Source organism: Campylobacter sp. 2457A, assembly GCF_020135895.1.
Taxonomy (GTDB): Bacteria; Campylobacterota; Campylobacteria; order Campylobacterales; family Campylobacteraceae; genus Campylobacter_D; species Campylobacter_D taeniopygiae.
Genome location: NZ_JACHTO010000006.1, coordinates 44,135 through 68,614, shown reverse-complemented (window position 1 = coordinate 68,614; position 24,480 = coordinate 44,135). Strand labels below are relative to the sequence as shown.

Here is a 24,480-nt window from a genome sequence, read left to right as displayed (position 1 = left end):
AAATAAAAAGTTGGAACACTTCTTGCTTTTATCTTGGCAAATATTATTTTAAATAAGGAAATTAATCATGTCAAAACCATTAAATGAAGAATTATTTATACCATTAAATTTAGATTTAATCGATAGAAAAAATGAAGTTTTACTTCAAGCTTTGGATCTTTTGGAGATTTTAAAGTCAAATAAAGATGAAAAAATGGTGAGAATTTCAAGCGATCTTGCAGCGATTCTAGAAAATGAAGAAAATTTTGAAAAAATTACACAAGCGAAAAATTTAGATGAGCTTTTGGAAATTCTTATTCTTTTAAATGATAACAAAATGATAAAAATTTATGAAAACTCATATTTAGAAGAAAGGTTTCCTAACTTGGCAGCAGATGAATTTTTAAAATAAATTTAAGGAAAGATCATGTCAAATGTAGCCCCGCAAAACGATGTTTTAAGTCTTGCTCCGAGTAAAACTTCATCAAGTGATTCTTTTAGCAAAACAACAAAAACAAGTCAAAAATCTAATGCAAATAAAGAAGAAAATGTCACTCAAAACGCAGAAGATGATAGAGAGAATTTCTTAAATTCTTTACTTAATTCCATCGATGAAACCAATGAATTTTTGCCTGATCATATGAAGATCAGCGAAAAAGAAGTGGTAAATGAAGCGATCAATAAACTTCAAAAGGGATCATTTGACGATAGTGATAAAATCAGTATTTTCGAATCAGCATCTTTTATGCAAATTCTTTCCTTGCTTGATAAATTAAAAACAGATACCGCAGATATTAAACTCGCAAATCTTTCAAGCCAATTGAGTCAGCTTGTAAAAACTGAAGCTAATTTTAATGCTTTAAAAGGTGCAAACAATCTCAATGAGCTTTTAGATATTGCTAAAGATTTAGGCTTAAATGTGAAAAATATCAAAGTAGATCGTTTGCTTGATTTAAAAGCTACTTTTCCAAATCTTGATAAAGCGGATTTTTTTAAAGGTGTCGTGGATAATGTTTTTAAAGAAATCATTAACAATAAAATCGCTCATGTGAGTAAAAATTTAAATCAAAATTTGCAAAAAAATAACCCCCATAAAAAAGACGATAGCTCCTTGCTTTCTCAGACTTTAAAGAATTTAGATTCTATCATAAAAGTTCAAGAAAATGAGAAATCAAAAATCAAAAGCGATAAACTTGAAACCTTAAACACTAAAAAAGAACCAATTCAGTTAGATGATCTTTTAAAAGATATTAAAAATAATAAAAATAATGAACTTGACACAGATCAAGAAAGTATGAAAGATATTTTAAAAAATTTAAATAATCAAGAGGATAAAAAGCAAAATATTTCAAAAGATCAAATGCAAAATTTAGAAGAAGTAGATCTTTCAAAGAATCTAAAAGAACAGAGTAAAAAAAGCGAAATTCAAAACATAAATTCAGATAAAAATTCCAATAAAGAAATACTCAAAGATTCTCAAAATCTAAGTTCTAATCTAACCCCTAAAGATCTGACTTTAAAAGACAATAAAACTAATAATCAAGATTTAAAATTGAATTTAAATGATCAAAAAGTTAATTTTGAAAATTTAAATAAAACTCAAGTGGTGCAAAATAAGGATAATACACACCTTAATACCAACAAAGAAGAAACAAAAAATAATTTCAATCTTGATCAAAATAAAAATCATCACGATGAAACGGCTAATAAAATCGGCTTAGAGGATTTAAATTCTTTGGTAAAAGATTTGAGTAAGGTCAATCAAAATAATACTAGAAATATCACGCCAAAAGAGACTTTGCAGTATTTCTCTAATGAGCTTAAAGACGCAGTAGAGCATTATAAAGCACCTATTACAAAATTAAGCATCACGCTTAATCCAAATAATTTAGGTGAAGTTGAAGTTACTTTGGTGCAAAGAGGAAGTAATCTTCATATTAATTTTAATTCTAACACTAATGCTATGAATTTATTTATGCAACATCAATCCGAGTTTAAAAATTCCCTTGTTAATATGGGATTTACTGGGCTTGAAATGAATTTTAGCGATCAAGGAAGAAAAGAACAAAATCAAAATAAAGGTAAAAATCGTAGTGGATATGGTTTTAAGGATGCCATAGAAAACAATAATGAAAAATCAAATATTAATTTGGAACTCGTTTTAGCAAAATATTTCTAAAGTTGGAATACTTTTTGCTTTTAATTAAAAAATACTTAAATATAAAAAGGATTTTATGATGGCAACAACAAATTGGAATAGCAATCTTAACTGGACACCAGTCAGCAATAGTTCAAGCTCCACAAGCAGTTCAACAAAGACTGATAGTTCAAGTTCAACAAGCAGCAGTAATAATTCCGGTATAGTCAGCAATCCTAACGCGACACTTGATAAAGATGCGTTTTTAAAACTTCTTTTGATCGAGTTGCAACATCAAGATCCGACAGATCCTATGGATAGTGATAAAATGCTTACTCAAACTTCACAGCTTAGTGCTCTTGAAATGCAGCAAAATACAAATACAACCATGCAAAAAATGGTTGAGACTATGCAAAAACTTTCAGCTTCTTTTTCAACCAGTATGAGTACTTCAGCTATAGGGGCTATTGGTAAAATGGCAACTGTTAATAACAATACCATTAAGCTTACGGGTTCTGATGAGGTAATCGCTTTAAAGATGTATTTACCTGAAGATTCTGACAATAAAGGCTTAACACTTGAAATTTATGATAAAAATAATAAATTGGTTTATTCTGAAAAGAGTAGTGAAGGTCAAGAAGTTTCAAAAGGACTCTTTACTCTAGAGTGGCCAGGTAGAAATAATGATGGCGTTTATGCTGGGGATGGTGAATATAGCGTTAAAGTGGTATATAACAATAAAAATGGAGAAAAAATCACCGCAAATTACGGATCTTATCCTATAGAATCAATTAAATTTGTTGATGGGGTTGCTTATGCTAAAATGGGGGGTCAGTATGTAAGTTTTGATGACATCGCTGAAATTTCAGATTATAAAACCTCAAGCAATTCTACAGTGCAAACCCCTGAAGAAAAACCGGATGAAAAGCCTTCAGAAACACCTTCAGAAGATGAGAAACCTTCAGAGGGTGAGGAAAAACCTTCGGATACAAATACTAGAAAATATTTTAGCTAAGGATTTTAGCCATGATGAATGCATTTTATAATGGAATTTCCGGAGTTAAGAATAATAGTTTTGGTATCGATGTTACCGCTAACAATATCGCCAATGTTAATACAACCGGTTTTAAGCATTCTGACGCACAATTTAAAGATATATTTTATAGCACAATCACTAGCCAATCAACCAACCCAGCTCAAGGTGGTTATGGTGGCGGTGCGGCGTCTTCTCAAGTAAGATTTGAGCAAGGTTCTGTTGTCGCTACAGGCGGTGAATTTGATGTTGCTTTACAGGGAAAAGGTTTCTTTGGTGTTTTAGGTGCTGATGGAAACGCTTATTATACAAGAAATGGAACTTTTAGAAGAGATGCAAACGGATATTTAGTGGATTCTTATGGAAACTTTGTTTTAGGAACAATGAATCCTGCTTTTGGTGGAATCACTTATAGCGATAGGGTAGCAGGATTGATGGGGGATTATTTAAATACTGGAAGTCCGGTTAATAGTGGCTTTACAGTTAATTCAAATAATGCTTTTGGTATAGGCACGACTACGACTCAAAAACCTATACAAGTTCCAACTAATATGTATTTAAATCCAGAACCAACCAAAAACGTAAAATGGAGTGGCAATTTAAGCACAAATACAAGCAAAGAAGTTGTAAAAGTTGATGTTGATCCTAAAAAATTTACTCTTACTAAAACAGAAGATGGTAAATATGTAGTCAGTGGTAGTATAAGCAAAGAAGATGTTTTCAGTGCTAAAGCAGGGGATAGAGTCCTTTTAAATTTTGTTGATAGCCAAGGGGTTAAAACAAGCTTTGAGGCGACTTTGGATGATAATTTAAGCTTTAAAAGCAATGAATTAGATTTAAAGGGTTTAGATCCTGATAGTGTAAAATTAAGCTCTGTGCAAGTTTCAACTGAACAAGAAAAAGCAAATAAAGATATCTTAGAAGCACCAATTTATAATGCTGATGGAAGCAAAAGCGTTCTTAGAGTGACTTTAGAAAGAGTTTTGCCTCAAGAAGGTGATAATATCACTTATAAAGCAACGGCTCAAATTTATGATTCTAATGGCAAGGCTGTTGGCAATCCAACTGAAGGAAGTATGGTATTTGATAAAAATGGAGCTTTATTGCAAAATAATATCACCAGCATTGCAAATCCTAATGGTGGAAATATCAATATAGATTTAGGTTCGCCTTATGATCCAAGCAAACCAGGATCAGGATATAGTGGAGTTTATGTGCAGCAAGGCAAGGAAAAAAATATCATCACTCAGCAAGATGGCTTAGCAGAAGGCTTTTTTCAGCAATATCAAGTCACAGATGATGGTAGCGTAGTCGCGCAATTTAGCAATGGAAAAAATGCTGTTGTGGGAAAACTTGCACTTTATAATTTCATCAATGAGCAAGGTTTAGCAGCTATGGGGGATAATATCTTCGCAGCAACTGCTAATAGTGGAGATCCAAGCTTTATTTTGAAAAATGGACAAGTGGTAAATACCGCTAAATTTAAAGGCGGATATTTAGAGCAATCCAATGTTGATTTAAGCGTTGAATTGTCTAATCTTATAGTAACTCAAAAAGCTTTTGATGCAAGTTCTAAAAGTATCACAACCAGCGATCAAATGATACAAAAAGCTATCAGTATGAAAAGGTAAATTAAAAAGAATTTACCTTTTTTAATTCTTCATAATTGGATTTTAAATCTTCTATTTCAATTTCGTTATAATGGCTTGATTGTAATTCTTGTTTATCTCCTTTTTTCTCTATATAGAAATTTTTTTGAGAATCATTTGAAGATAAAGTGTATCTGATCTCTTCTTTTTTTGTCTCGGCTTCAAATAGCAATAAATTATCATTGCCAATTTCTTGTGCATCGATATAGATATTAGTCGTTTGTTGTATTTGTTCTAAAGAATTTATTTTTGTATCAATTTGAAATTTGATCTTAATGAATTTGGCGTATAAGCTTACTAAATGATTATAATCATTGATCTTTGAATCATACAAATTTATAAAGTTGGTTTGTGCAGGTAAAGGATTTTTTTCTTTTTTTGCTTGTATGGCTCTAACTTGATTATTGATTAAATGATTATAAAGATTTTTTGTCTTCGCAGTGATTATGGCAAGAGTATTTTGTACTTTTATGTTTAAATTTTTTAAATTTTCACACTCTAAGTCATTGTTTTTAAAATCACAAATAATAGTATTTTTGGTTTTTATACAATCTGATATCACTAACTTTTTATCAGGATATAAAATGTTATCGGTTAGTAGATTGCAAATATAGATATTTTCAGCCTTAATCGTGCCTCCTACGCAATTTTCTATATAAACATTTTTTGCCTCTACTGCGCCATTTTCTAAATTTTTAATATATACATTTTCTGCTTTTATATATCCTTTATGAATAAAAATAGAAGAATTTTGCGCATAGATTAAACTTTTTTTGTGTGTAAGCCCTTTGACAGTTAAATTTTTTGCATGAATTTCAGTTGCTCCAATATTTCCATTGACTTTAATATTAGATGCTTTAACATTAACAATACCCGATTTAATTGCATCATCGCTTACATCATGGTTGTAAATTTCTAGTTTTATATCTTCTTGAGTATCTGTTTTAATAGAACCTGTAGTTTTTAGTCCTACTTGTTTTATTTTGATGTCATTTGTGATGCTATAGCCTATACGATCTTTATTTAAAAAGCCATAATAATTGCTAAAATATCTTATTCTATCTTCTAATTCTTGTGTATAAATACTTTCGTCTTTAAGATTAAAAGGATTGCCATGAAATTTAACAGGATTTAAGCCAATGATTGCTCCTCTTAAATTTCTACCTTCTTTACCATTAATTCTAAAAATATATTCAAATAACAATTCATCTTTTTTGATAGGTTTGCAAAATTTTCCATCATCATAATTTTGTGATGAGGAATTATCATTGATTTCTTGACGATGAATAATAATTTTATCGCTTTGATTGTCTATTTTATCAACTCCTTTTGCAAGAGAGCATTCTAATTCTTGGGCACCATTTCCATTTTCATGATCTTTTATGAAATCATCGAGCATTTTAAAGAAATTTTTTTCAAGCCTTATGATTAAAATTCTTTGTTTTGCCATTGTTTTATAAATGCTTTGTAAAATATCTTTTTTTAAATCAGCATAATAAGAAAAATTTTCCCTACATTTAATATGTACTTTAACGTGTGTTAAAGCCGCATCGCTTTTTAGAAGCACAGCAAAATTATTTTGTGGTTTTTTAGGATGGATTTCTATGATGAATTGTTGTATCATAGTATCGTAATTTTTTACAAAAAAATCATCAGAATTAAATAAATCTAAATCTTGTTTTTCATAAATTTTACGTTTTGCTGGTTTTTTATTAGAGCATATAAGTTTATAATCAATAATTGAGAAATCAAGCATTTCTTGAGAATTTTCTTGTTCAAATTTAAGACTTTCAAAAGGGTCTAAGGTTTGCAAAGTTTTATTCATAATTTAATTGCTCCTTAATACTTTCAAATTTTTGATTTAAAATTTCAAAATTCTCTTTAGGATCAAATTTATCTAAATGGATTAAAATTTGTTCGCAGGTTTCGCACCTTAATATGCTTTCTTTGCTGACAAGTTCTTGATGGATCGTTTCTGGAACTTTATGGATACGCAAAGGGCAGTTACAGATATAATCGTGATTTTCTTCTTTATTTAGATCTAGTTTGATTGATTTTAATTTAATATAATGTTCTAAAGTATAATTAATTTCTTTTAAATGTATAGCTTTACTTGTAAAATTAGATAACCATAAGTCTTCATTAGCAAAATGTTCAAAAACCCAATCTTTTGTAAGTATTGAAAGTTCTTCAGAGAGTTTTAAAATATCATCGGAATATTTTAAAAGATCTTTAGCTCGTTCTAATAAGACTCGATGAGAGTATTTATGTTCATCTATTAAAGGAAAGTCTATATTTTCCATAAATTTTTCTTCTTCCTTGAAATGGACTTTAGCATATTGAAATAATTTAAGTAAAACTTTTTTTAATTCTTCTTTAAGTTCTTCGGATTTATCTATATCATCACTTTGTATTTTTTTTGCCAAATTGTCTGCAATATCAGCAATGTCAAAAATAAGTTCATGTTGTTTGTCTAATTGCAGATTTTTAATACTGAAATTTTTATCCCATTTTATCATAGTATTTACTCCAAACTAAGTAAATGCTCAATTTTATTAAGCAATTTTAAGGTTTAAAAATAATTTTATTTTATTAACCACCTTGTAAAAACGGATTGTTAGTAATTTTTACAATCCGTTTATTTTGAAATGATTTTTACAAAAAGGAAAAACCCACCCAGCGCTAACCCACAAATATATTTAAAAATAGTAATTAATACTTTTAAATATCAAGAAAACTATTTCAGCATAAAAGCAATACTGCTTTATTAGCAATATTGCGATTAAAATTGAATTGGAAATTAAAATAATCAGTAGCTAAAAGAGTGAAAGATCGATTTTCTAAAAAGGAGTCTAGTTTAGCTTCAAATTATTTTCTAAAAAGGACTTATTTTTAAAAATAATTAAAATTATAATTAAAAATAATTGTAATTATAATAAAATATAATTGAAATTATCAAATTAATTTTTTTTATGATTTTAATAAAAATTTTTTAACTAAGATAAAAATGTTTCTATTAATGATAAAAATGAGAAATTTTTCAAATATCAAGGCTTTTTAAGGGTATTATGTTAAAATAACATCCGCCTTTTCTTAGACCTGTGCAATGCTATTTTTAAGCACCGCTTCAGGGTGGGAACACAGCAGAGCACTTGATTATAGTGTGTGCCGCAGCCATCTGAGAAAGGGTTTTAAAGCTATTCTATAAAACCACTAGCGATAACTTTATCCCCATCATAAAATACAGCCATTTGTCCGCTTGCTATACCATAAACGCTTTCTTTGAGTGTGATTTTTGCGCTATTGTCTTCAAAAATTTTAACTTCACAAGGCGTGGATTTGGATCTATAGCGAATTTTTACCTCACAATTTAGATTTTTTGCTTCTATAAATAAATTGATATTTTTTAATTCAAATTCATCGATTTTTAATTCTTCTTTTTTACCCACGACAATTTGATTTTTTTGAGGATTGATTTTTAAAACAAAATGAGGCTCATGCGCTCCTTTGACTTCAAAACCTCGTCTTTTTCCTATAGTGTAGTGCATATAACCTTCATGTTTGCCTACAACTTTTCCGCTACTGTCTAGCACTTCACCTGGAATTTTTGTATCCATAAACTGATCTAAAACTTGAACATAAGTGTTTTCTACAAAGCAAATTTCAGAACTTTCTTTTTGCGTGGCAAAAGATTTTAAAACTTCAATCGAAGAGGCAAAAGCTTTGACATCTTCTTTTTTCATTTCTCCTAGTGGAAAAATAAGATATTTTAAAGCTTCTTTATCAGCACTTGCTAGAAAATAACTTTGATCCTTACTTTCATCAACTGCTGTACGGATGAGACCATTTTCAAGTCTTGCATAATGACCTGTGGCTAATTTTTCACAACCTAAACTTTTTGCAAATTCAAGAAGTTTTCCAAGTTTAATAAAACGATTGCATAAAGCGCAAGGATTTGGAGTTTTACCTTCTTTATAGGTATTAACAAAAGGCATATAAACCTTATCTTTAAAATCCTCTTGCAAATCTAAAATATGATAAGGAATTTGTAAAAAATTAGCTACTTTTTCTACTTTTTTGATATTTTCTTCGTGGTAATTAGGCTTACCATGAAGTTTCATATAACAACCTATGACTTCATGCCCTGCATTTTTTAATTTGTAAGCTGTGACTGTGCTATCAACTCCCCCGCTCATTGCGACTAGAATTTTCATTAAAGTTCCTTTAAAGTGTTAATTATCAAATCTAAGTCGTCAGTGATTTTATACTTTAACTCATCTCCTTGTGAAATCACTCCTTGTTTGAGTAAAGAATTTCTGACAAACTCATCAAAGCCTCGCCAAAATTCACTCCCAAACAGAAAAATAGGAACATTTTTTTTGAATTCAAGTTGCTTGAGTACAAGAACTTCGCAAAGTTCATCAAGTGTTCCAAAGCCGCCTGGGAAAATCACAAAAGCGAGACTCTTTTCAATAAGAGCCATTTTGCGTATGGCTAAGCTCTCAAAAGTAATACTGTATTCTATAAAATCATTTAATCTTTGCTCATGGGGCAAAAGTATGTTAAAACCTATAGATTTTATAGAATTTGCATTGGCACTAAAAGCACCTTCGTTGGCTGCTCGCATAATGCCACCGCCACCGCCACTGATCACGCAAAAATCATTTTCAACGCATTTTTTTGCAAGAATTTTTGCTTGTTGGCAGTAAAAATCATCTTTCTCTAATCTTGCAGATCCAAAAAAAGTTACGGTTTTTTTAAGGTCTGGTATATTAGCAAATTTTTCTAAATCTTGGCTTATTTTTTTATCCATTTGATAACCTTTAAAAATAAAATTCATTCTAACTAAAAATTGATAATAAGTTCTTTATTTATATTAAAAGAAAAAATTTATTAATATTTATAAATATTTTGGTAAAATCAAATTAAAAACCAAAGAAAGAGATATGATGAAAACTTGTATTGCTGGTATTCTTGCATTGTTTGTTTTGATTTTTATGAATGCTTGTGCTGTTCCTAGGATAGATTGGACAAAGGAAGATCAAAGGTTTAAACTGGGTGAGAAATACGAAGGTGTTTATGTTTTTAACAAACAACTTTTAGATGAGATGTTGAAAAGGGAAAAAGAAAGAGAAGAGTATCGTGAAAATTATTTTAAACAAGAAGATGATGAAAAAGAAAAATTTTTAAGAACAATTTATACTGAAAAAGATATAAAAAAAATTAAAGAAAGTCATATAGTAACCTCCGAAATGGAAGAATTTTCTAGAAAATATGATAAAACACACCCTTATTTAATTGATGAAAAATATCCCACAATACTCTCCAATGGCTGTAAATATTTTAATAAAACATTAAATGTATATGCGTATCACGATGAATTTAAAACTTTTATTGATAAGGTTAAAAAATATTTAGGTGTCAGTGATGAAGATTTTGAAATTTTATGGAGTTCTTTTAGTGTAGAAAGTTATTATCAATGCGGAAAAGAAAGAATTCCATTAACTTTTCAAATTTATCCCTATGATAAAACGTATATTTATTTAGATATTTATAGTCTAGGTGGTGATGAAGGCGCTGGATTTTACTTTGATAAAACTGAATTTCCTCTGATTTATAAAGGCTCAAAAGATGATATATATATTTACTATTTTATTGATGGTAAATTTGTAAAAAGTAACAAAAAAGTCAAATATTGGAAAAGATTAACATTAAATGAAATAAATTAAATTCTTAGATGCTTTAAGAAATTTATTAGAGTATTTGAAATTTATAAAATTAAGATAAATTATAAAATTTATCTTAATTGCTCTAATCTTTCTTTTTTGGAGCCTATTTCTGTAATTTGCACTCCAAAATTTCCATCCACAATCACTACTTCCCCATAGGCGACTCTTTTTTCTCCAATTAAAATTTCAAGCGGATCATTAGCGAGTTGATTAAGCTCAACAACAGAACCAATATCCATCGTTAAAACATCTTTTAAAAGCATTTTTTTATTGCCTATGCGAACGCGAACTGGCAAACGAACATCCATAATTAAATTTATATTTTTAAGTTCTTCGCTAATATTAAAGTGTTTTTCATCGCCAGTTTGAGTGGTATTTTGAGAATTCGCTTCTTCAGTTTTTCCGCTTAAAATATTGTGTAAATTTTGATCCACAACTAAAGAAATTTGCTCTTCTAGATTTTCTATTTTTACATCGAAAAAATAAAGTTTCACAAAGTCTTTAAAATCAACACTATCAGATACAAAATCACAAGAAGAAATACTAAAATCCATATTTGGGATTTCTTTTTGGGCGCCTAAGGTGGTTGAAAAAGCCGAGATGATATTTTGTATGGCTTCTTTAGCAGCATCCATTTCATCAGGACCCAATTGATCATTTTTTGAAATTTCTTCTTCACCCATCATCCATTCTCCGATGGCACTCATAAGAACAGAACCGGCTAAAATTCCTATTTTTGCATTATCGTTTACTTTAAAAATAGCAAAAACCAAAGGGGGTTTGAGTGTGTCTTGAGATGAAACGTCAAATTCTTTATATTCGCTAAATTCTGCACTTTTTCCTGTTAATCCTTCTATAGTGCTTATACATTCATTGGTAAATAATTTCAAAAAATCATTAATCATATTTCTTCATCCTCCATATCTTCAGACTCATCATAAGCGTTAGCTTTTGCTTTACGTTCTTCTTCGTATTTTTCTAGAATTTCTTTAATTTCATCTTTATCAGTGCGAACAAGTTCAACAATTTTAATCGATTTCCTAAAACGGTGCAAACCAATTTGTGCTAAAAATACATCTTTTTTATCAATACTAACTATAGCTTTATCATCAGCTTCTCTATCGAGTTTTAAGATATCCCCTTGTTTTAATTCTAGGAATTCATTAACACTGATTAAAGTTTTACCTAAAATAGCTTCATAAACAACTTCAGCACGTCCAATTAAGGTTTTAAGCTCTTTATTTCTTGATTTTTTTGCTGAAGTTTCACCCATCATGATATCACGATTTGCTAAACGACTTAAAATACTTTCTAAATGCACAACGGGATAGCAGATATTAACCATGCCGCTTGAATTTCCTATGATAATTTCCATAACAACCATGATTACAATTTCATTTTGCGATACGATTTGAACAACATTTGGGCTTGATTCTTTTGCTTCAACACTTGGGTAAATTTCAGTAACTCCCGCCCAACTTTCTTTAAGTCTTTGCATGATAATACGCAAAATAGAATCAAGCAAATTAAGCTCTATATCTGTAAGCTCACGTGAAGCTTCATAACTATCACCTTGACCTCCTAAAAGTCTATCAATCATTGGAAAAGCAATACTTGGATTGATTTCTAATACACAGTTTCCATCTAAGGGTTTAATGGAGAATACGTTAAAACTTGTAGGACTTGGCAAGGACATTAAAAATTCCCCATAAGTCATTTGATCTACAGAGTGAAGTTTTGTTTCAACAATACTTCTCATCATGGATGAAATTTGAGAAGCTAAATTTCTTGCAAGTTTATCATGTATACCTTTGATTGTTCTTAGTTGTTCTTTTGAAACCCTATTGGGACGTTTAAAATCATATACAACGATATTTCTTTCTTCTTTGTCTTCTTTAGAATTTGAAGCTGAGGGTGCTTCCGTATCATCAACGACTTCAAGTAAAGCATCAATTTCTTCTTGAGAGAGTATTTCTGCCATTAAATAAGCCTTTCTCTAAGTTTTTTAAGAAGTTTTTTATGAATTTGAGAAATTCGACTTTCACTAATATCTAAAATTTCACTGATTTCTTTAAGACTTAATTCTTCATAATAATAAAGCTGAATGATGAGTTGATCACGTTCTTTTAAATCTTCTAAAATTTCATGAATTTTTTCTAAAAATTCTTCTTTTTCTAGTTTTTCTAAAGTATCATCTTCATTATAAAGTTCCATTTGTTCATCTATGGGTAAAGTATAGCTGATAGCATGTGCTGTACGCACTTCTTTAATTTTTTCTATATCTAAATCAAGTTTTTTTGCCAAATATTCATCATCGGGTTCTTCTTCATTTTCTCTAAAATACTCATCAATTAAATTATCGATATCTTTGATAATTTTTCGGTTATTGCGACTCATAACATCTAAAGAGCGTAAAAAATCAAGCATGGAACCATTAACTCTTTTTCTAGCAAAACCCCAAAAGCTATCATTTTGCTCTTTATCGTAGCGACGAGAAAGTTTAATCATTTCTTCCACTCCGACGCTAATAAGATCATTAACATCAATGCTAGAAGGTAAGCGTTCTTTCAAACGAAATGCCATTGCACGAAGTGCTGGCATGTAGGATAAAACTAATTGATCTTGTTCATTTTTTATCGTTTGAATATAAGCTTTAGGCGGCTTTTTTTGCATACTTACGTCTTTCTTTTGATTCGTTTTTCTTGAGTTCTTCTCGCTCTTGTTCTAATTTTTCTAAAATTATATCCATTTTCTTTTCGCGAATTACAAGATCATTGATGATATTATTGCTTGTTTTTTCATATTCGTTTTTATTAAAAATTCTTCCACTAATTTTTTTAATATCAATAAAACAAATAATAGCAATATGAATGCAAACATAAAACATAAAAGTAATCAAACAAGTAAAAATTAAAATATCAAAAGCATCGCTTATGCTTACAACGCTAAAAGCTAATCCTATAAAAAATCCACAAACCGTAAAAAATGCTACATAATTTTCTGGTCTCATTATCTCTTCTTTATTTAAAATCTTTCGATAATTTTTCTAAAGAAATTTGAAAAACTTCGACTTGAAATATTATCAAGCATTTTTCGTTCCAATCTATATAAAAGCTTAGAAGCTAGGGATTTTAACTCATCACTCGCGTTAGTATTTTCATCTGTAAATAGGGTGCGTTTTTTTATGCTTGAGCTAATATCTTTTGAAGAGCTTAGGTGTCCTAAAAATTCTAGATTAAGAGGATTTTTAATATTGGCATCTGCGACTTTTTTAATATTTTCAAAAACTTTTAAGGCTTCTTTTTCATTTTTTACCACGTTAAATAACATGAGTAAATTTTCTTTGGTTTTTGAAGTGGTTTTAATGGTGGCATAAGCATCTGTGATTGCAGCAGGATCAGGAACGGTTACGACAATAACTTCATCGGCCATTTCTAGAAAATTTAAGGTATTGCCGCCAATTCCTGCTCCTGTATCTATAATGAGAAAATCAAGTTCATCTAAGATGCTTGCTTGATTTAAAAATCTTTCATAAATATTTTTATCATTATATTTTAAAATTTCATCCCCGCTTTCACCCGGTATAAGCCATAAATTAGGCTTTACTTCGATAAGTATATCTTCTAAAGAACATTCTCCACGTAAAACATGTAAAAGATTTTTATGAATGCGAACATTTAAAATCACATCCAAATTTGCTAAGCCAATATCAGCATCAAATAATCCTACCTTATAGCCATTTTTTGCTAAAACATTGGCTAAATTTGCACTGATGGTACTTTTACCTACGCCACCTTTGCCACTTGTAATAGCAATAAAATGAGTGTTTTGTGATTTTTTGCTGCCATTTTGATTCATTAAAGTACGAAGTTTATTGGCTTGATTATCCATTGTTTTTTCCTTTGTTAAAACCTTCTAGGATGCAACGAACTAAAAAGTCACTGTTTGCTACTTCTATATCATCTGGAACTTCTTGTCCGGTTGAAAAAAAGCTAAGAGGTATATTAGTTTCATAAATAAGAGAAAATATATTTCCAAACACTTTGGTTTCATCAAATTTGGTGATAATAAGAGTGTCTATATTTAAAAATGAGAAGTTTTTGTAAATTTCCATCAAATCTTCATGTTTTGTATTTGCCGAAATCACTAAATTAACATCAATTTCAGCATTAGAATGCATTAAAAATTCTTTTGTTTTGGCAAGTTTGGTTTGATCGTATTGTGAATTTCCTATGGTATCAACTAGGATAATTTCACAATTATTTAAGCTTTTAATCGCTTCATCAAGATCCTTTGGCTCTATACTATCGATGATAGGAAGTTTCATCATTTTAGCGTATTGAAAAAGCTGTTCTACTGCACCAATTCTGTAAGTATCAAGCGTGATAATACCCGTTTTATAACGTTTATCGCCATAAGCGTATCTAAAAGCTAGTTTTGCTAAAGTAGTGGTTTTTCCTACTCCTGTTGGACCAACTAGCATCATAATTTTTTGCTTTTTAATATCGCTTTCAACGCGACAAGGTAAAATATTTCTCAAAAGAGAATAAAAATATCTTTGCACCGCTTCTTTATTAGTTTTCATGGAAGCTGGCATATTTTCAATGGTTGCTTTCATGATGGCTTCTAAATGTTTTTCAAGCATTCCGCTTTCTTTGGCTTGTTTATAAATGGTTGCAAATTCTGGAGGAATGATGAGATTGTTGCGTGCTTCAGCTTTTTCATCCCACATCATATCAGCTAAAAGATCAATTTTATCATTGAGTTTATTGATTTGTTTTTCAACATGTTCTATTTTTTTATTATAATTTGGTTGAGGTGTGCAATCTTCTAAAGGTGTATTAGTTACTTTAGAAATTTCACTGCTAACCTCACTCAAGCGTTCCTTAAAATCACTAAAATCCATTGATGTGCTAGGATTTATCTTGCTAGGTGGAAAGTTTTGATAATTTTTATTTTCAACCCTAGAAGCACCTAAATTCAAACTGGCTTTTGCGTTTGAAAAATCAAGAATAACATCTTCATCTTCACTTACATTTGTGGTTTTAGCCTTTGGTTTTTCTACAATATTAGGATTTGGAATATTTTTTTGAATAGGTTTTTTAGGTGGTAAGCTTTTTCCCATTTTTTTAAGATGTTCATGATAATCAGCCTCTTCGATAGCAACCATCACTTCATAGAGCGCACCACGATTAAGGGTTTTTGGGCGAATTTGTTTATTGGTGATGATGAGTGCCTTATCGCCATAGTCTTCTTTGACTTTAGGTATGATTTGCTCTGTATCTTCAACGGTAAAGGTATGGATAAGTTGTCCCATTTATAATCCTTTTATCAAGCCCAAAGGTAAAATTACGCTTATTCTTTCTTTAGCCCCTGGATGAGGCACCTTACACCACGCATCACACTTGACTTTTCTAGAAAAATACAAAAGATCCAAATCAAGCGTTCTAGGAGCGTTTTTGAAAGTTCTTTTGCGTTTGAATTTCAACTCGTAAAAAAGTAAAACTTTCAAAAAAGCTCTTGCGTGTAAATTTGTTTGCACTAGCATAATAGCATTGGTAAAATCTTTTTGTGCTTTAAATCCAAAAGCTTCATTGATGAGATAAGGTGAAGTTTCTAAAACTTTTATTCTTTTATCATCCATGAATTTTCTAAATAAGGCATCAAAACGTTTTTTTTCAGGCTCTATATTACTCCCTAAGCCCAAAATAGCAAAATACTTAAACTCCTTTTTATCTCGGCTAAAATAAGGAAAAAAACGACTTTTTTCTAGTCGTCTCGCTCCTTTTATTTTTAGCATTATGGTTTAATTTTGAACCTGTGCTTGTGCTTGCATACTGCGTAAATTGTTAATTTGATCGCAAATTTGGATCACACCCATAAGGGCTAAATGATATCCAAAAGGACCAAAACCTATAATCGATCCAGAGCAAACTGGAGCGATTAAACTTTTTTGACGAAATTCTTCTCTGCGATAAGTGTTAGAAATATGAACTTCTACAGTTGGTAAAGCTACTGCTGCTATGGCATCTCGAATCGCTACAGAAGTGTGAGTGTAAGCTCCAGCATTGATAATAATCCCATCTTTGGTGCCCAAACACTCTTGAATTTTATCTACAATTTCTCCTTCAAAATTACTTTGAAAAAAGTCAAGTTCAACATTATTTTGAGATGCTGCAATTTTCATTTGTTCGTGGATATCATCCATTTTCATTGCGCCATAAATATTGATCTCTCTTATTCCTAGCATGTTGATATTTGGACCTTGAATGACCATTATTTTCATAAAATTCACCTTAAAAATTATTTTTAACTTTCTATTATAACATTTTAAAATAAATTTTTGCTACAATCATGATTTTATTTAAGGAAAAATTCGTGTATATTATTGGTGCAAAATATCTTTTTTTATGTGATGAAAATTTTACTATTTTAGAAAATCAAGCCTTTGTTTTTGAGGATAAAATCTTAGAATTTGGAGAACTTGAGCATTTGTTAAAAAAATATCCTAAGGCCCAATGGATAAAAACGGATCAAAATTCCATTATTCTTCCAGCTTTTATTAATCCTCATACGCACTTAGAATTTAGTGCTAATTCTACAACTTTGCATTTTGGAGAGTTTTTGACTTGGCTTAAAAGTGTGATTAAATCACGCTCTTTTTTAAGCGCTAAGGCTAAAGAAGAATTGATTTTTGAAAATATAAGAAAAATGCAAAAAAGCGGAGTGGGAACTATAGGTGAAATTTCAAGCTTCGGGAGTGATTTTAATGCTTGTTTAAAAGCAAGCGAAAAGGGCATACGCGTTGTTTATTTTAATGAAATTTTAGGCACAAATGAAGATCAAATTGAAGAAAAAAAAGTTGAATTTTTAAAAAGATTTGAAAATTCTTTAAAACATAAAAGCGAATTTTTTATTCCTGCAATTTCTGTGCATTCTGCTTATTCCACTCATCCAAAACTTGCTCATTTTGCGCTTGATTTAGCAAGAAAATATGATTTGTTAGTAAGCACTCATTTTTTAGAAAGTAGGGCTGAAAATAATTGGCTAAGAAAAGCACAAGGTGGATTTAAAAAATGGTTGGAAAATTTTATAGCTAATCCTAAGCCATTTTATGCGCCAAAAGATTATGTAAAGCTTTTTGAAAATGTAAAAACTCTTTTTGCACACTGTGTTTATTTAAAAGAATATGAATGGCTGGATAAAACTTATCATTCTATAACTCATTGTGCTTTTTCAAATCGTCTTTTAAGCCAAAAAAGATTTGATTTAAAAAAAGCTTTAAAGAGTGGTTTAAATGTTCATCTTGGAACCGATGGACTTAGTTCTAACATCTCTTTATCCTTACTTGATGAAATGCGTGCGAATTTATTAATTCATCAAGGGGAAGATTTACTAAAATTAGCTTCTAAACTTTTGCAAATGGCAACGTTATATCCTTCAAAAGCTTTAAATTTAAACGCAGGAGAGTTAAAAATTGGAAAAAATGCGGATTTTAGTGTTTTTAATCTTGGAGAATGTGAAAAAAAACAAGCGCCTTTGCAATTTATTTTAAATGCTAAAGAAGTGGAAAAATTTTTTATAAAAGGAAGAGAATGCAATTTATAAAATCGTTTTTTAAAACTCTAGGAAATGGTATTAAATTTATCAATACTTATTTTAAAACTTTTGTTTTATTATTAATTGTGATTTGGATTTTTGCTTCGAGTCAAGGTTCAAATTCGCATTTTGCTAATTTAGAACGTATTGATTTAAAGGGTGAAATTTTTGATAGTTCTTCTGTGTTAGAAAAAATCATCAACGCTAAAAATGATGATCAAATTAAAGGGGTTCTTTTTGTGATCGATTCTCCAGGAGGTGCTTTTGCTCCAAGTATGGAACTTGCTTTATCTATAAAAGATTTAAGAGCTAAAAAACCTGTGGTGGTGTATGCAAGTGGCACTATGGCAAGCGGGAGTTATTTAGCAGGGGTAGGAGCTAATAAAATTTTGGCTAATCCTGCAAGTTTTATTGGATCGATTGGAGTGATTATGCAAGGGGCTGATATTAGTGAGTTGGCTAATAAATTAGGCATTAAAGAACAAACCATACAAGCTGGGGAATTTAAAAGTGCAGGGACTTTTACAAGGGCTTGGAGTGGTGAGGAAAAGCAATATTTACAAGATTTAATCAATCAAAGTTATGATTTATTTGTTAATTTTGTTTCGAAGGAAAGAAATTTAGATAAAGCTCAAAAAGATACTTGGGCTAATGCGAGGGTATTTTTAGCACAAAAAGCTAAGGAACTCGGTTTAATTGATGATGTCAGTAATTATGAAAATGCTAAAAAAGAGCTTGAAAAACTTAGCAAGGTTCAAATGCCTATTTGGAAAGAAGAGGATAAAATCGATAAATTATTTAATCGTTTAGAGAATAAAACTTCAAGTTTAATAAGTCAAAGTTTTACTCAACTGATCTATAAAAGCAGTTTTTTTGACGCAAGATAATTATTGTTTATTTAAATGAATTTTCATTTTATTTTTGAAAAAAGGACATTCTTTTTGCATTTGCTCTAAATTTGAAGCGTATTCTACGCAAAAGGACTGATTGCAATAAGGACAAATAATTTCTTGACTTAATATAGGATAAGAGTAATACTCTTTATCTAAAATAAAATATTTAACTTTTTCGATGATATACTCCTTAAATGGTTTTTATGAGTTTATTAAGCTCTGCTTTGGCATTTTTCTCATCTTTAACGACTAAAATTTTTGCTTTTGGCCAAAAAAAGCTTTTTGGTTGTTCAAATTTTCCCCAACGCCAATCAAATCTTGGTTTTAAAAGAACTATTGTTGGAATTTCAAGGGCTAAACTAAGATGTGCTATAGCACTATCTATAGTGATCATGCAATCAATATTGCTTAAATTATTTAAAGTATCATTCCAATTTTTTATTTTTGTGGCTCTATTTTCTATTTTATCTGGCAATTTATAATCACCTTGCATTTGGAAAGAAATAAGCTCATATGGTGTATCTTTTAAGGCATCAAGTAAAAATTCTAACTTAAAATTCCTTGTTGTTTCAGAATCTATAGCATTTGGGGTAAACCAAAAAATTCCTATTTTTTTGATTTTATCTTGTGCCCTATGATACGCTTTTATTGGGGTTTTTAGTTGGGAAAGTTCTGTTAATTTGATATCCATAAAAAAAGGTAAAGAACAAATTGGCATAGCATAATCAAAATTTTTTGGCAAACTTTTTAATACTTTTAAATTTTTAAAACTCTTTTCGGATTGATTTAAAATTTTGATTTGACTTTTAAACATTTCATACATAGCACTTTGAGGCGCAAAAAGTACATTAGAAGTGATTTGGCAAATTTTTTCTAAACATCTAGAATACATGATGGTATCCCCATATCCTTGCTCACAGAACACAAGAATTTCTTTATTTTTAAATGCTTCTATGCCGTCTTTATTGAAAGCTTGCATTGTTTTATTGTAGTGGTAGGCTGAAAAAGTTTCATTATGGGCATAAAAAAGTCGGCTTTCATAAAATTTTTTTCCTTCTTCGAAATTATCCTCTACGCCCATACGCATTAAAAGATAGGCCAAATCAAATTTATAAGTTGCATGCGAGTGCAAACTCAAAGCTTTTTGATACGCATGATAAGCATTTTGATAATTGGAGCTAAATTCTAAAACCTTGGCATAGTTTTGCCAAAATTGAGCGCTATGTTGATTAAATTCTTGTAAGGATTGAAACAGGGCTAAAGATTGTTCTATTTTAAAAAGTTTAAAAAGTAAATATGCTTTTTGGGGTAAAATTTGGGTATTTAAAAATTCTTCAATTTTTGCGATTGTTATATTTTCTTTTGTTTTATTTTGCAAACGATCTTGAAAATTTGACGCATTAGAATGTGTTTTTTCTACTAATAATCCTTGCTTGATTTTTTCATTAGTTTGTATGCAAAAGGCGTAGAGTTCCTCATGGGCTTTAAGGGCTTTATTGAAATCTTTTTTAAAGTAGATTTCAGCATAACTTTTCCATAAATTTAAATTATAAGGATCTTTTTTGAGTAAATTTTGAAAGATTTTTTCTGTTTCTTCTAATTTGCCTATCATTTGAAAGAGTAAGGCTAATTCTAAATTGATTTCATCATGTAAGGTATCATTTTTTGCTTCAAGCTTTTGAAGTAGATCAAGCGCTTCTTGAAATTTGGAATTTAATATATAAGCCTTTGCAAGTAAAAGACCATTAAAACTGGTTGGATTTTTTATAAAAAGTTGTTTAGTATAATATAAGGCTTTATCATTTATAGATAGCTTAAAAGAACATAGTGTAGCATATGTTAAAGCATCAGTGTTATCAAGATATTTTTCACTTATTTCTAGACATTTTTCATAATGAGAATTAAAGTAATAATAATAAATTTGATTAAGCATAAATTTTCCTTATAAAATATTTATTATTAAAAATAATTGATATTATAATAAAAAATAATTGATATTATTAAATTATTTTATGATTTCAATAAATAAAAATATTATAGATAAATTAAATTATCTATAAATACTTAAATAGGTAAGATTGAAGAGATTTAAATTTTTCGAAACAATATTTTAATATTTTGCGTAGTTTTGTTTTCTTCACTTGCAATGAGTTCAAAAATTTTTTTCATGATATGAATGATATCTGAGTTAAATTGGTTTTGTGTTGTGTTGAAATGAAAGTGATCTGAAAAAAAGTATTTAAAATATATACCGCGATCATCTGAACTATTTTCAATAAATTGATTTAAAGTTAAATGGCTATCAATGAAAAATTTAAAATCCGTATAAACAAGTCTTGAGTGAAAAAAATTATTGATATTTTTTATAGAAACAATGAAGCAATTTTCATCATTTATATCTTGATGATAAATTAATTTATCGTATTTATTTATGTAAACTAACATTAATAATTTTCCTTAAAACAATAATTTATAAATATAGCCTTAATTATTTTTTTGTAATTTATCAAAAAATTATTTAATTTAGGATTAAAATACTATTAATTAGATCAATATGCGAAATTTATAACAGTGAGAATAAATTTTTAATTTTGTAGTTTAATTTTTTATTCTAGATAAAATTATCTAGAATAAAAATCAGTATAAAATAATATGCGCTTGTTGTGGCCCATGAACACCAAAAACAGTGATAAGTTCAATATCAGCTGTTCTTGAAGGTCCTGCGATAAATAAGATATTACTTGGTAAATTCTCATGCTCTTTTTTAGTTAAATTCAAAGCTTCGCTAAGACTTTTAACTATATTTTCTTTTTTAAGCAAAACAATACAAAGTTTTGGAGCCAAAGAAAGCATTCTAGGTTGCTCTTTTGATGAAAGCACTAAAGCAACACCATGAGAGCTAACTCCAACTCTTGCATGGATAATAGAAAAGTCGCTATGAAAAACTTCGGATCTTAAATCTTCTATGTTTTTATCAAAGCAAACTTTTTCTTCGGCATTGATCTTTTCCAAATTCAAATTCAAATTTTGTGGATAGATCAGTTTTGTATAGCCATAACTTGAAGCAATTTCATTGATTTTTTCTTCAAGTTTATCTTGAGTGCTTTCTTCAACGATATATCTATTATCGCTCATTTTTTGCTTTAATTCGCTAAGCATGTCATCTGTGGTACGAATATGTTCTACAGGATCAATGCTTGGAGTACGAGAAAATTCTGTTTCATGATAGTAATTTTCTAGCTTTTTTAAAATATTTGCTTTGCTTTTTGAGGAAATTTCTGCAATTTTATTCATAAATAACTCCTTGAAGTTTTTCTACTTCTTTGTATAGATCTTTTTTAATTTCTGGTAATTCTTTAAAAGCGCTCCAATTTTTAATTACTGGCAAAGAATCTTTAAATTTATGCAGTAAAGAATTAAAATAATGAGCCTTTGAAAAAGAAAATCTCCACAAATTTCCACTAGTAGCTAAGCTTTTAAATTTTGCAAAAGCAAAAGCTTCCATGGCATTGTGATGAACTAAATTCGCACCTATAGGTGGATTATCTCCTTGTCCTACTTTATCGCGTCTTAATTTTCTAATAAGATCAGCTAAAGGAATTTTAACAGGACAAACCTCTGAACAACGTCCGCAAAGTGAGCAAAAAGTTAAAATATCTCCCGTATGATCTATACCAAAAATATTTGGACTAATAACTTCTCCTATAGGCCCTGGATAGGTTGTTTGATAAGTGTGTCCGCCTATTTGATCATAAACAGGACAGAAATTCATACAAGCGCCACATCTTATACACCTTAAAGCCTCGTAATAATCTTCATTAGCAAGCATATTAGTGCGGTTGTTATTAAATAATACCACATGCACTTCTTTAGGACCGTCTAATTCTCCATTTTTTCTTGGCCCTGTGATAATGTTATTGTAAGTTGGTATAAATTGTCCCGTAGCAGAAGGAGTAAGCAAAGATACCATTGTAGCCGCATCTTCAAAAGTTTCCATAACTTTTTCTATACCGCAAAGTGCTATATGGATATCAGGAGCTGTGGTACACATCCTGCCATTACCTTCATTTTCTATAAGCCAAAAAGCTCCTTCTTTGGACATGGCAAAATTAACTCCGCTTAAACCCAATTTTAAACCTTCAAATTCATCCCTTAAATGTTTTCTTGCTATGGCATTAAGTTTTTCTGGTTCGCTTTCTAATTCAGAGTTTAATTTTTCTTTAAAGATTTTTCCTATTTCATAACGATTTCTATGGATGGCTGGAACTACGATATGCACAGGTGCTTCATCGTTTAATTGTAAAATAAGTTCACCTAAATCAGTTTCAATGGCTTTCATTCCTTTGCTTTCTAAATAGTGATTTAAGCCTATCTCTTCACTGGCCATTGATTTGCCTTTTAGAACTTTAGAGATATTTTTTTCTATCATGAGTTGATAAATAATTTCACAAGCATCCTCTTTTGTATCTGCCCAATGCACGATCATTCCATTAGCTGTGGCATTTTTTTCAAATTCTAATAAGCGATCTTTTAAACTCATTAAAGCATTATTTTTAGCTTGTTTGGCTTTAGATCTTAAGCCCTGCCAATCATTAAATTTAGCATCAATCACTTTAAAACGATTGGTTTGCAAAGTATGCATAGCATTAACAAGGTTTTCTTGCATTTGTTTATCGTTTAGTTTTATATGAACGATTTGCTCATGAGGCATTTTAGCATTCATAGTCTTTCTCCTTGTAAGCGTTTGATTAAAAAGTCATACAAATGGATAGGTTTGATATCAAGCCCCATTTTTTTTATGGTGCCTCCCAAATTAAGCAAACAGCCTCCATCGGCACTGACTAAATATTTTACTCCTGTATTTTGGATATCTTTAATTTTGCTTTGTGCCATAGCGTTTGAAATTTCAGGCTCTTTTACACAAAAAGTCCCACCAAATCCACAGCATTCTTCTTCATAAGTTAAAGGTACAAGTTCAACATTTTTAAGTCTTTTGATTAAGTTTTTATTTGCATCTATACTTTTTTGAACTCTTAAGGCATGACAATTTGAATGCCAAGTTATTTTTACAGGCTCGCCTTTGTCTTCATAATTTACATTTAAAACTTCATCAAGATATTGAGAAAGTTCTATTACTCTTTGACTAAAATTTTTTACTTTTTCAAATTGGGGATCATTTTTAAAAAGCTCTAAATAATCATGAGCCATTACTCCAGCACAAGATCCACTCGGTACAACGATAGGATAAGGTTCATCAAAGAGATTTACATTATACATTGCAATCTCTTTACTCTCTTTAAAATAACCCGAATTAAAAGAAGGTTGAGAGCAGCAAGTTTGTTTTTTCTTGAATATAACTTCAACTCCTTCTAAACGTAAAAGTTTTAAAGCATTTAAAATTGTATCTTGCATAGCTGCTGTGCCTAAGCAAGTTGCATAAAAATATACTTTTTTCATTAAA

General features: G+C 29.8%; 23 protein-coding genes, 1 other RNA gene and 1 pseudogene. 8 read left to right on the top strand and 17 right to left on the bottom strand.

Annotation, left to right across the window (positions count from 1 at the left end; all coding sequences use genetic code 11):
• Nucleotides 1–67 precede the first annotated feature (67 nt).
• The 4 genes and pseudogenes from H2280_RS03325 (at nucleotide 68) to H2280_RS03310 (ending at nucleotide 4,780) form a co-directional block, all read left to right on the top strand.
• Entirely contained in the window at nucleotides 68–391 is a 324-nt protein-coding gene (locus H2280_RS03325; protein WP_337195518.1) for a hypothetical protein, read from the top strand.
• 15 nt (nucleotides 392–406) lie between these two features.
• A complete protein-coding gene (gene fliK / locus H2280_RS03320; protein WP_337215665.1) occupies nucleotides 407–2,158 on the top strand; it encodes a flagellar hook-length control protein FliK in 1,752 nt (583 codons plus the stop codon).
• Between the two features lie 58 nt (nucleotides 2,159–2,216).
• Nucleotides 2,217–3,009: pseudogene (locus H2280_RS03315) on the top strand (flagellar basal body rod modification protein); the annotation flags it as partial.
• A gap of 133 nt (nucleotides 3,010–3,142) precedes the next feature.
• Nucleotides 3,143–4,780: a flagellar hook protein FlgE gene (locus H2280_RS03310; RefSeq protein WP_337215663.1), complete on the top strand. Its 1,638-nt coding sequence runs from the start codon at nucleotides 3,143–3,145 to the stop codon at nucleotides 4,778–4,780.
• Nucleotide 4,781: 1 nt separating this feature from the next.
• On the opposite strand, the gene H2280_RS03305 is transcribed toward H2280_RS03310, so the two are convergent.
• Nucleotides 4,782–6,623 carry a flagellar assembly protein A gene (locus H2280_RS03305; RefSeq protein ID WP_337215662.1) on the bottom strand — a complete coding sequence of 614 codons (1,842 nt, stop codon included), beginning with the start codon at nucleotides 6,621–6,623 and terminating at the stop codon, nucleotides 4,782–4,784.
• The gene (locus tag H2280_RS03300) at nucleotides 6,616–7,317 is read right to left on the bottom strand and encodes a hemerythrin domain-containing protein (RefSeq protein WP_337215661.1); all 702 of its coding nucleotides are present in this window, start codon (nucleotides 7,315–7,317) and stop codon (nucleotides 6,616–6,618) included. The genes H2280_RS03305 and H2280_RS03300 overlap by 8 nt, the downstream gene beginning before the upstream one ends.
• A 571-nt stretch (nucleotides 7,318–7,888) precedes the next feature.
• Here H2280_RS03300 and ffs point away from each other — a divergent pair.
• Nucleotides 7,889–7,986: signal recognition particle sRNA small type (ffs, locus tag H2280_RS03295), an RNA gene on the top strand.
• A gap of 9 nt (nucleotides 7,987–7,995) precedes the next feature.
• Here the strand turns inward: ffs and mnmA are convergent.
• On the bottom strand, nucleotides 7,996–9,012 hold the full coding sequence (gene mnmA / locus H2280_RS03290; RefSeq protein WP_337215660.1) for a tRNA 2-thiouridine(34) synthase MnmA: 1,017 nt from the start codon (nucleotides 9,010–9,012) through the stop codon (nucleotides 7,996–7,998).
• Nucleotides 9,012–9,611, bottom strand: a complete 600-nt coding sequence (locus H2280_RS03285; RefSeq protein WP_337215659.1) for a TIGR00730 family Rossman fold protein — start codon at nucleotides 9,609–9,611, stop codon at nucleotides 9,012–9,014. Before H2280_RS03285 ends, mnmA begins: the two co-directional genes overlap by 1 nt.
• A 136-nt stretch (nucleotides 9,612–9,747) precedes the next feature.
• Here H2280_RS03285 and H2280_RS03280 point away from each other — a divergent pair, with 136 nt between their 5' ends.
• Nucleotides 9,748–10,527: a hypothetical protein gene (locus tag H2280_RS03280; RefSeq protein WP_337215658.1), complete on the top strand. Its 780-nt coding sequence runs from the start codon at nucleotides 9,748–9,750 to the stop codon at nucleotides 10,525–10,527.
• Between the two features lie 68 nt (nucleotides 10,528–10,595).
• On the opposite strand, the gene fliY is transcribed toward H2280_RS03280, so the two are convergent.
• From fliY to aroQ, 8 genes are read right to left on the bottom strand one after another with little or no spacing between them, the layout of a single operon-like run.
• Nucleotides 10,596–11,432 (bottom strand): flagellar motor switch protein FliY, encoded by an 837-nt coding sequence (gene fliY / locus H2280_RS03275; RefSeq protein WP_137623165.1) that lies wholly within the window; start codon nucleotides 11,430–11,432, stop codon nucleotides 10,596–10,598.
• Nucleotides 11,429–12,508: a flagellar motor switch protein FliM gene (fliM, locus tag H2280_RS03270; protein WP_337195525.1), complete on the bottom strand. Its 1,080-nt coding sequence runs from the start codon at nucleotides 12,506–12,508 to the stop codon at nucleotides 11,429–11,431. The genes fliY and fliM overlap by 4 nt, the downstream gene beginning before the upstream one ends.
• Nucleotides 12,508–13,200, bottom strand: a complete 693-nt coding sequence (locus H2280_RS03265) for an RNA polymerase sigma factor FliA (protein ID WP_171000059.1) — start codon at nucleotides 13,198–13,200, stop codon at nucleotides 12,508–12,510. Before H2280_RS03265 ends, fliM begins: the two co-directional genes overlap by 1 nt.
• On the bottom strand, nucleotides 13,181–13,537 hold the full coding sequence (locus H2280_RS03260) for a hypothetical protein (protein WP_337195526.1): 357 nt from the start codon (nucleotides 13,535–13,537) through the stop codon (nucleotides 13,181–13,183). Before H2280_RS03260 ends, H2280_RS03265 begins: the two co-directional genes overlap by 20 nt.
• A gap of 14 nt (nucleotides 13,538–13,551) precedes the next feature.
• Complete coding sequence (gene flhG, locus H2280_RS03255; RefSeq protein WP_337215657.1) at nucleotides 13,552–14,418, bottom strand: flagella biosynthesis ATPase FlhG; 867 nt, start codon at nucleotides 14,416–14,418, stop codon at nucleotides 13,552–13,554.
• Nucleotides 14,411–15,844 (bottom strand): flagellar biosynthesis protein FlhF, encoded by a 1,434-nt coding sequence (gene flhF / locus H2280_RS03250; protein ID WP_337215656.1) that lies wholly within the window; start codon nucleotides 15,842–15,844, stop codon nucleotides 14,411–14,413. Before flhF ends, flhG begins: the two co-directional genes overlap by 8 nt.
• Nucleotides 15,845–16,327, bottom strand: a complete 483-nt coding sequence (gene folK, locus H2280_RS03245; RefSeq protein WP_137623159.1) for a 2-amino-4-hydroxy-6-hydroxymethyldihydropteridine diphosphokinase — start codon at nucleotides 16,325–16,327, stop codon at nucleotides 15,845–15,847.
• A gap of 6 nt (nucleotides 16,328–16,333) precedes the next feature.
• Nucleotides 16,334–16,813, bottom strand: a complete 480-nt coding sequence (gene aroQ, locus H2280_RS03240) for a type II 3-dehydroquinate dehydratase (RefSeq protein ID WP_137623158.1) — start codon at nucleotides 16,811–16,813, stop codon at nucleotides 16,334–16,336.
• A gap of 68 nt (nucleotides 16,814–16,881) precedes the next feature.
• On the opposite strand from aroQ, the gene mqnF reads away from it, so the two are divergent.
• A complete protein-coding gene (gene mqnF, locus H2280_RS03235) occupies nucleotides 16,882–18,135 on the top strand; it encodes an aminofutalosine deaminase family hydrolase (RefSeq protein WP_442862338.1) in 1,254 nt (417 codons plus the stop codon).
• Nucleotides 18,123–19,013, top strand: coding sequence for a signal peptide peptidase SppA (gene sppA, locus H2280_RS03230; protein WP_337215654.1), 891 nt, complete (start codon nucleotides 18,123–18,125; stop codon nucleotides 19,011–19,013). The genes mqnF and sppA overlap by 13 nt, the downstream gene beginning before the upstream one ends.
• A 196-nt stretch (nucleotides 19,014–19,209) precedes the next feature.
• Here the strand turns inward: sppA and H2280_RS03225 are convergent, their stop codons facing one another.
• The 5 genes from H2280_RS03225 to H2280_RS03205 all read right to left on the bottom strand — a co-directional run bounded on the left by H2280_RS03225 (nucleotide 19,210) and on the right by H2280_RS03205 (nucleotide 24,476).
• Nucleotides 19,210–20,952: a hypothetical protein gene (locus tag H2280_RS03225; protein ID WP_337215653.1), complete on the bottom strand. Its 1,743-nt coding sequence runs from the start codon at nucleotides 20,950–20,952 to the stop codon at nucleotides 19,210–19,212.
• 155 nt (nucleotides 20,953–21,107) lie between these two features.
• On the bottom strand, nucleotides 21,108–21,464 hold the full coding sequence (locus H2280_RS03220; RefSeq protein WP_337215652.1) for a hypothetical protein: 357 nt from the start codon (nucleotides 21,462–21,464) through the stop codon (nucleotides 21,108–21,110).
• 192 nt (nucleotides 21,465–21,656) lie between these two features.
• Nucleotides 21,657–22,313: a LutC/YkgG family protein gene (locus H2280_RS03215; RefSeq protein WP_137623153.1), complete on the bottom strand. Its 657-nt coding sequence runs from the start codon at nucleotides 22,311–22,313 to the stop codon at nucleotides 21,657–21,659.
• Nucleotides 22,306–23,742 carry a LutB/LldF family L-lactate oxidation iron-sulfur protein gene (locus tag H2280_RS03210; protein WP_337215651.1) on the bottom strand — a complete coding sequence of 479 codons (1,437 nt, stop codon included), beginning with the start codon at nucleotides 23,740–23,742 and terminating at the stop codon, nucleotides 22,306–22,308. Before H2280_RS03210 ends, H2280_RS03215 begins: the two co-directional genes overlap by 8 nt.
• Nucleotides 23,739–24,476: a (Fe-S)-binding protein gene (locus tag H2280_RS03205; protein WP_337215650.1), complete on the bottom strand. Its 738-nt coding sequence runs from the start codon at nucleotides 24,474–24,476 to the stop codon at nucleotides 23,739–23,741. Before H2280_RS03205 ends, H2280_RS03210 begins: the two co-directional genes overlap by 4 nt.
• Nucleotides 24,477–24,480 lie beyond the last annotated feature (4 nt).

Coding starts and splice junctions, on each gene's coding strand:
- folK (WP_137623159.1), bottom strand. CDS start 16,327: ATGCTAAAAATAAAAGGAGCGAGACGACTAGAAAAAAGTCGTTTTTTT.
- H2280_RS03215 (WP_137623153.1), bottom strand. CDS start 22,313: ATGAATAAAATTGCAGAAATTTCCTCAAAAAGCAAAGCAAATATTTTA.
- H2280_RS03210 (WP_337215651.1), bottom strand. CDS start 23,742: ATGAATGCTAAAATGCCTCATGAGCAAATCGTTCATATAAAACTAAAC.
- flhF (WP_337215656.1), bottom strand. CDS start 15,844: ATGGGACAACTTATCCATACCTTTACCGTTGAAGATACAGAGCAAATC.
- H2280_RS03220 (WP_337215652.1), bottom strand. CDS start 21,464: ATGTTAGTTTACATAAATAAATACGATAAATTAATTTATCATCAAGAT.
- H2280_RS03310 (WP_337215663.1), top strand. CDS start 3,143: ATGATGAATGCATTTTATAATGGAATTTCCGGAGTTAAGAATAATAGT.
- H2280_RS03300 (WP_337215661.1), bottom strand. CDS start 7,317: ATGATAAAATGGGATAAAAATTTCAGTATTAAAAATCTGCAATTAGAC.
- mqnF (WP_442862338.1), top strand. CDS start 16,882: ATGATTTTATTTAAGGAAAAATTCGTGTATATTATTGGTGCAAAATAT.
- fliM (WP_337195525.1), bottom strand. CDS start 12,508: ATGGCAGAAATACTCTCTCAAGAAGAAATTGATGCTTTACTTGAAGTC.
- H2280_RS03260 (WP_337195526.1), bottom strand. CDS start 13,537: ATGAGACCAGAAAATTATGTAGCATTTTTTACGGTTTGTGGATTTTTT.
- aroQ (WP_137623158.1), bottom strand. CDS start 16,813: ATGAAAATAATGGTCATTCAAGGTCCAAATATCAACATGCTAGGAATA.
- H2280_RS03225 (WP_337215653.1), bottom strand. CDS start 20,952: ATGCTTAATCAAATTTATTATTATTACTTTAATTCTCATTATGAAAAA.
- fliK (WP_337215665.1), top strand. CDS start 407: ATGTCAAATGTAGCCCCGCAAAACGATGTTTTAAGTCTTGCTCCGAGT.
- sppA (WP_337215654.1), top strand. CDS start 18,123: ATGCAATTTATAAAATCGTTTTTTAAAACTCTAGGAAATGGTATTAAA.
- H2280_RS03280 (WP_337215658.1), top strand. CDS start 9,748: ATGAAAACTTGTATTGCTGGTATTCTTGCATTGTTTGTTTTGATTTTT.
- mnmA (WP_337215660.1), bottom strand. CDS start 9,012: ATGAAAATTCTAGTCGCAATGAGCGGGGGAGTTGATAGCACAGTCACA.
- H2280_RS03265 (WP_171000059.1), bottom strand. CDS start 13,200: ATGCAAAAAAAGCCGCCTAAAGCTTATATTCAAACGATAAAAAATGAA.
- H2280_RS03325 (WP_337195518.1), top strand. CDS start 68: ATGTCAAAACCATTAAATGAAGAATTATTTATACCATTAAATTTAGAT.
- fliY (WP_137623165.1), bottom strand. CDS start 11,432: ATGATTAATGATTTTTTGAAATTATTTACCAATGAATGTATAAGCACT.
- flhG (WP_337215657.1), bottom strand. CDS start 14,418: ATGGATAATCAAGCCAATAAACTTCGTACTTTAATGAATCAAAATGGC.
- H2280_RS03285 (WP_337215659.1), bottom strand. CDS start 9,611: ATGGATAAAAAAATAAGCCAAGATTTAGAAAAATTTGCTAATATACCA.
- H2280_RS03305 (WP_337215662.1), bottom strand. CDS start 6,623: ATGAATAAAACTTTGCAAACCTTAGACCCTTTTGAAAGTCTTAAATTT.
- H2280_RS03205 (WP_337215650.1), bottom strand. CDS start 24,476: ATGAAAAAAGTATATTTTTATGCAACTTGCTTAGGCACAGCAGCTATG.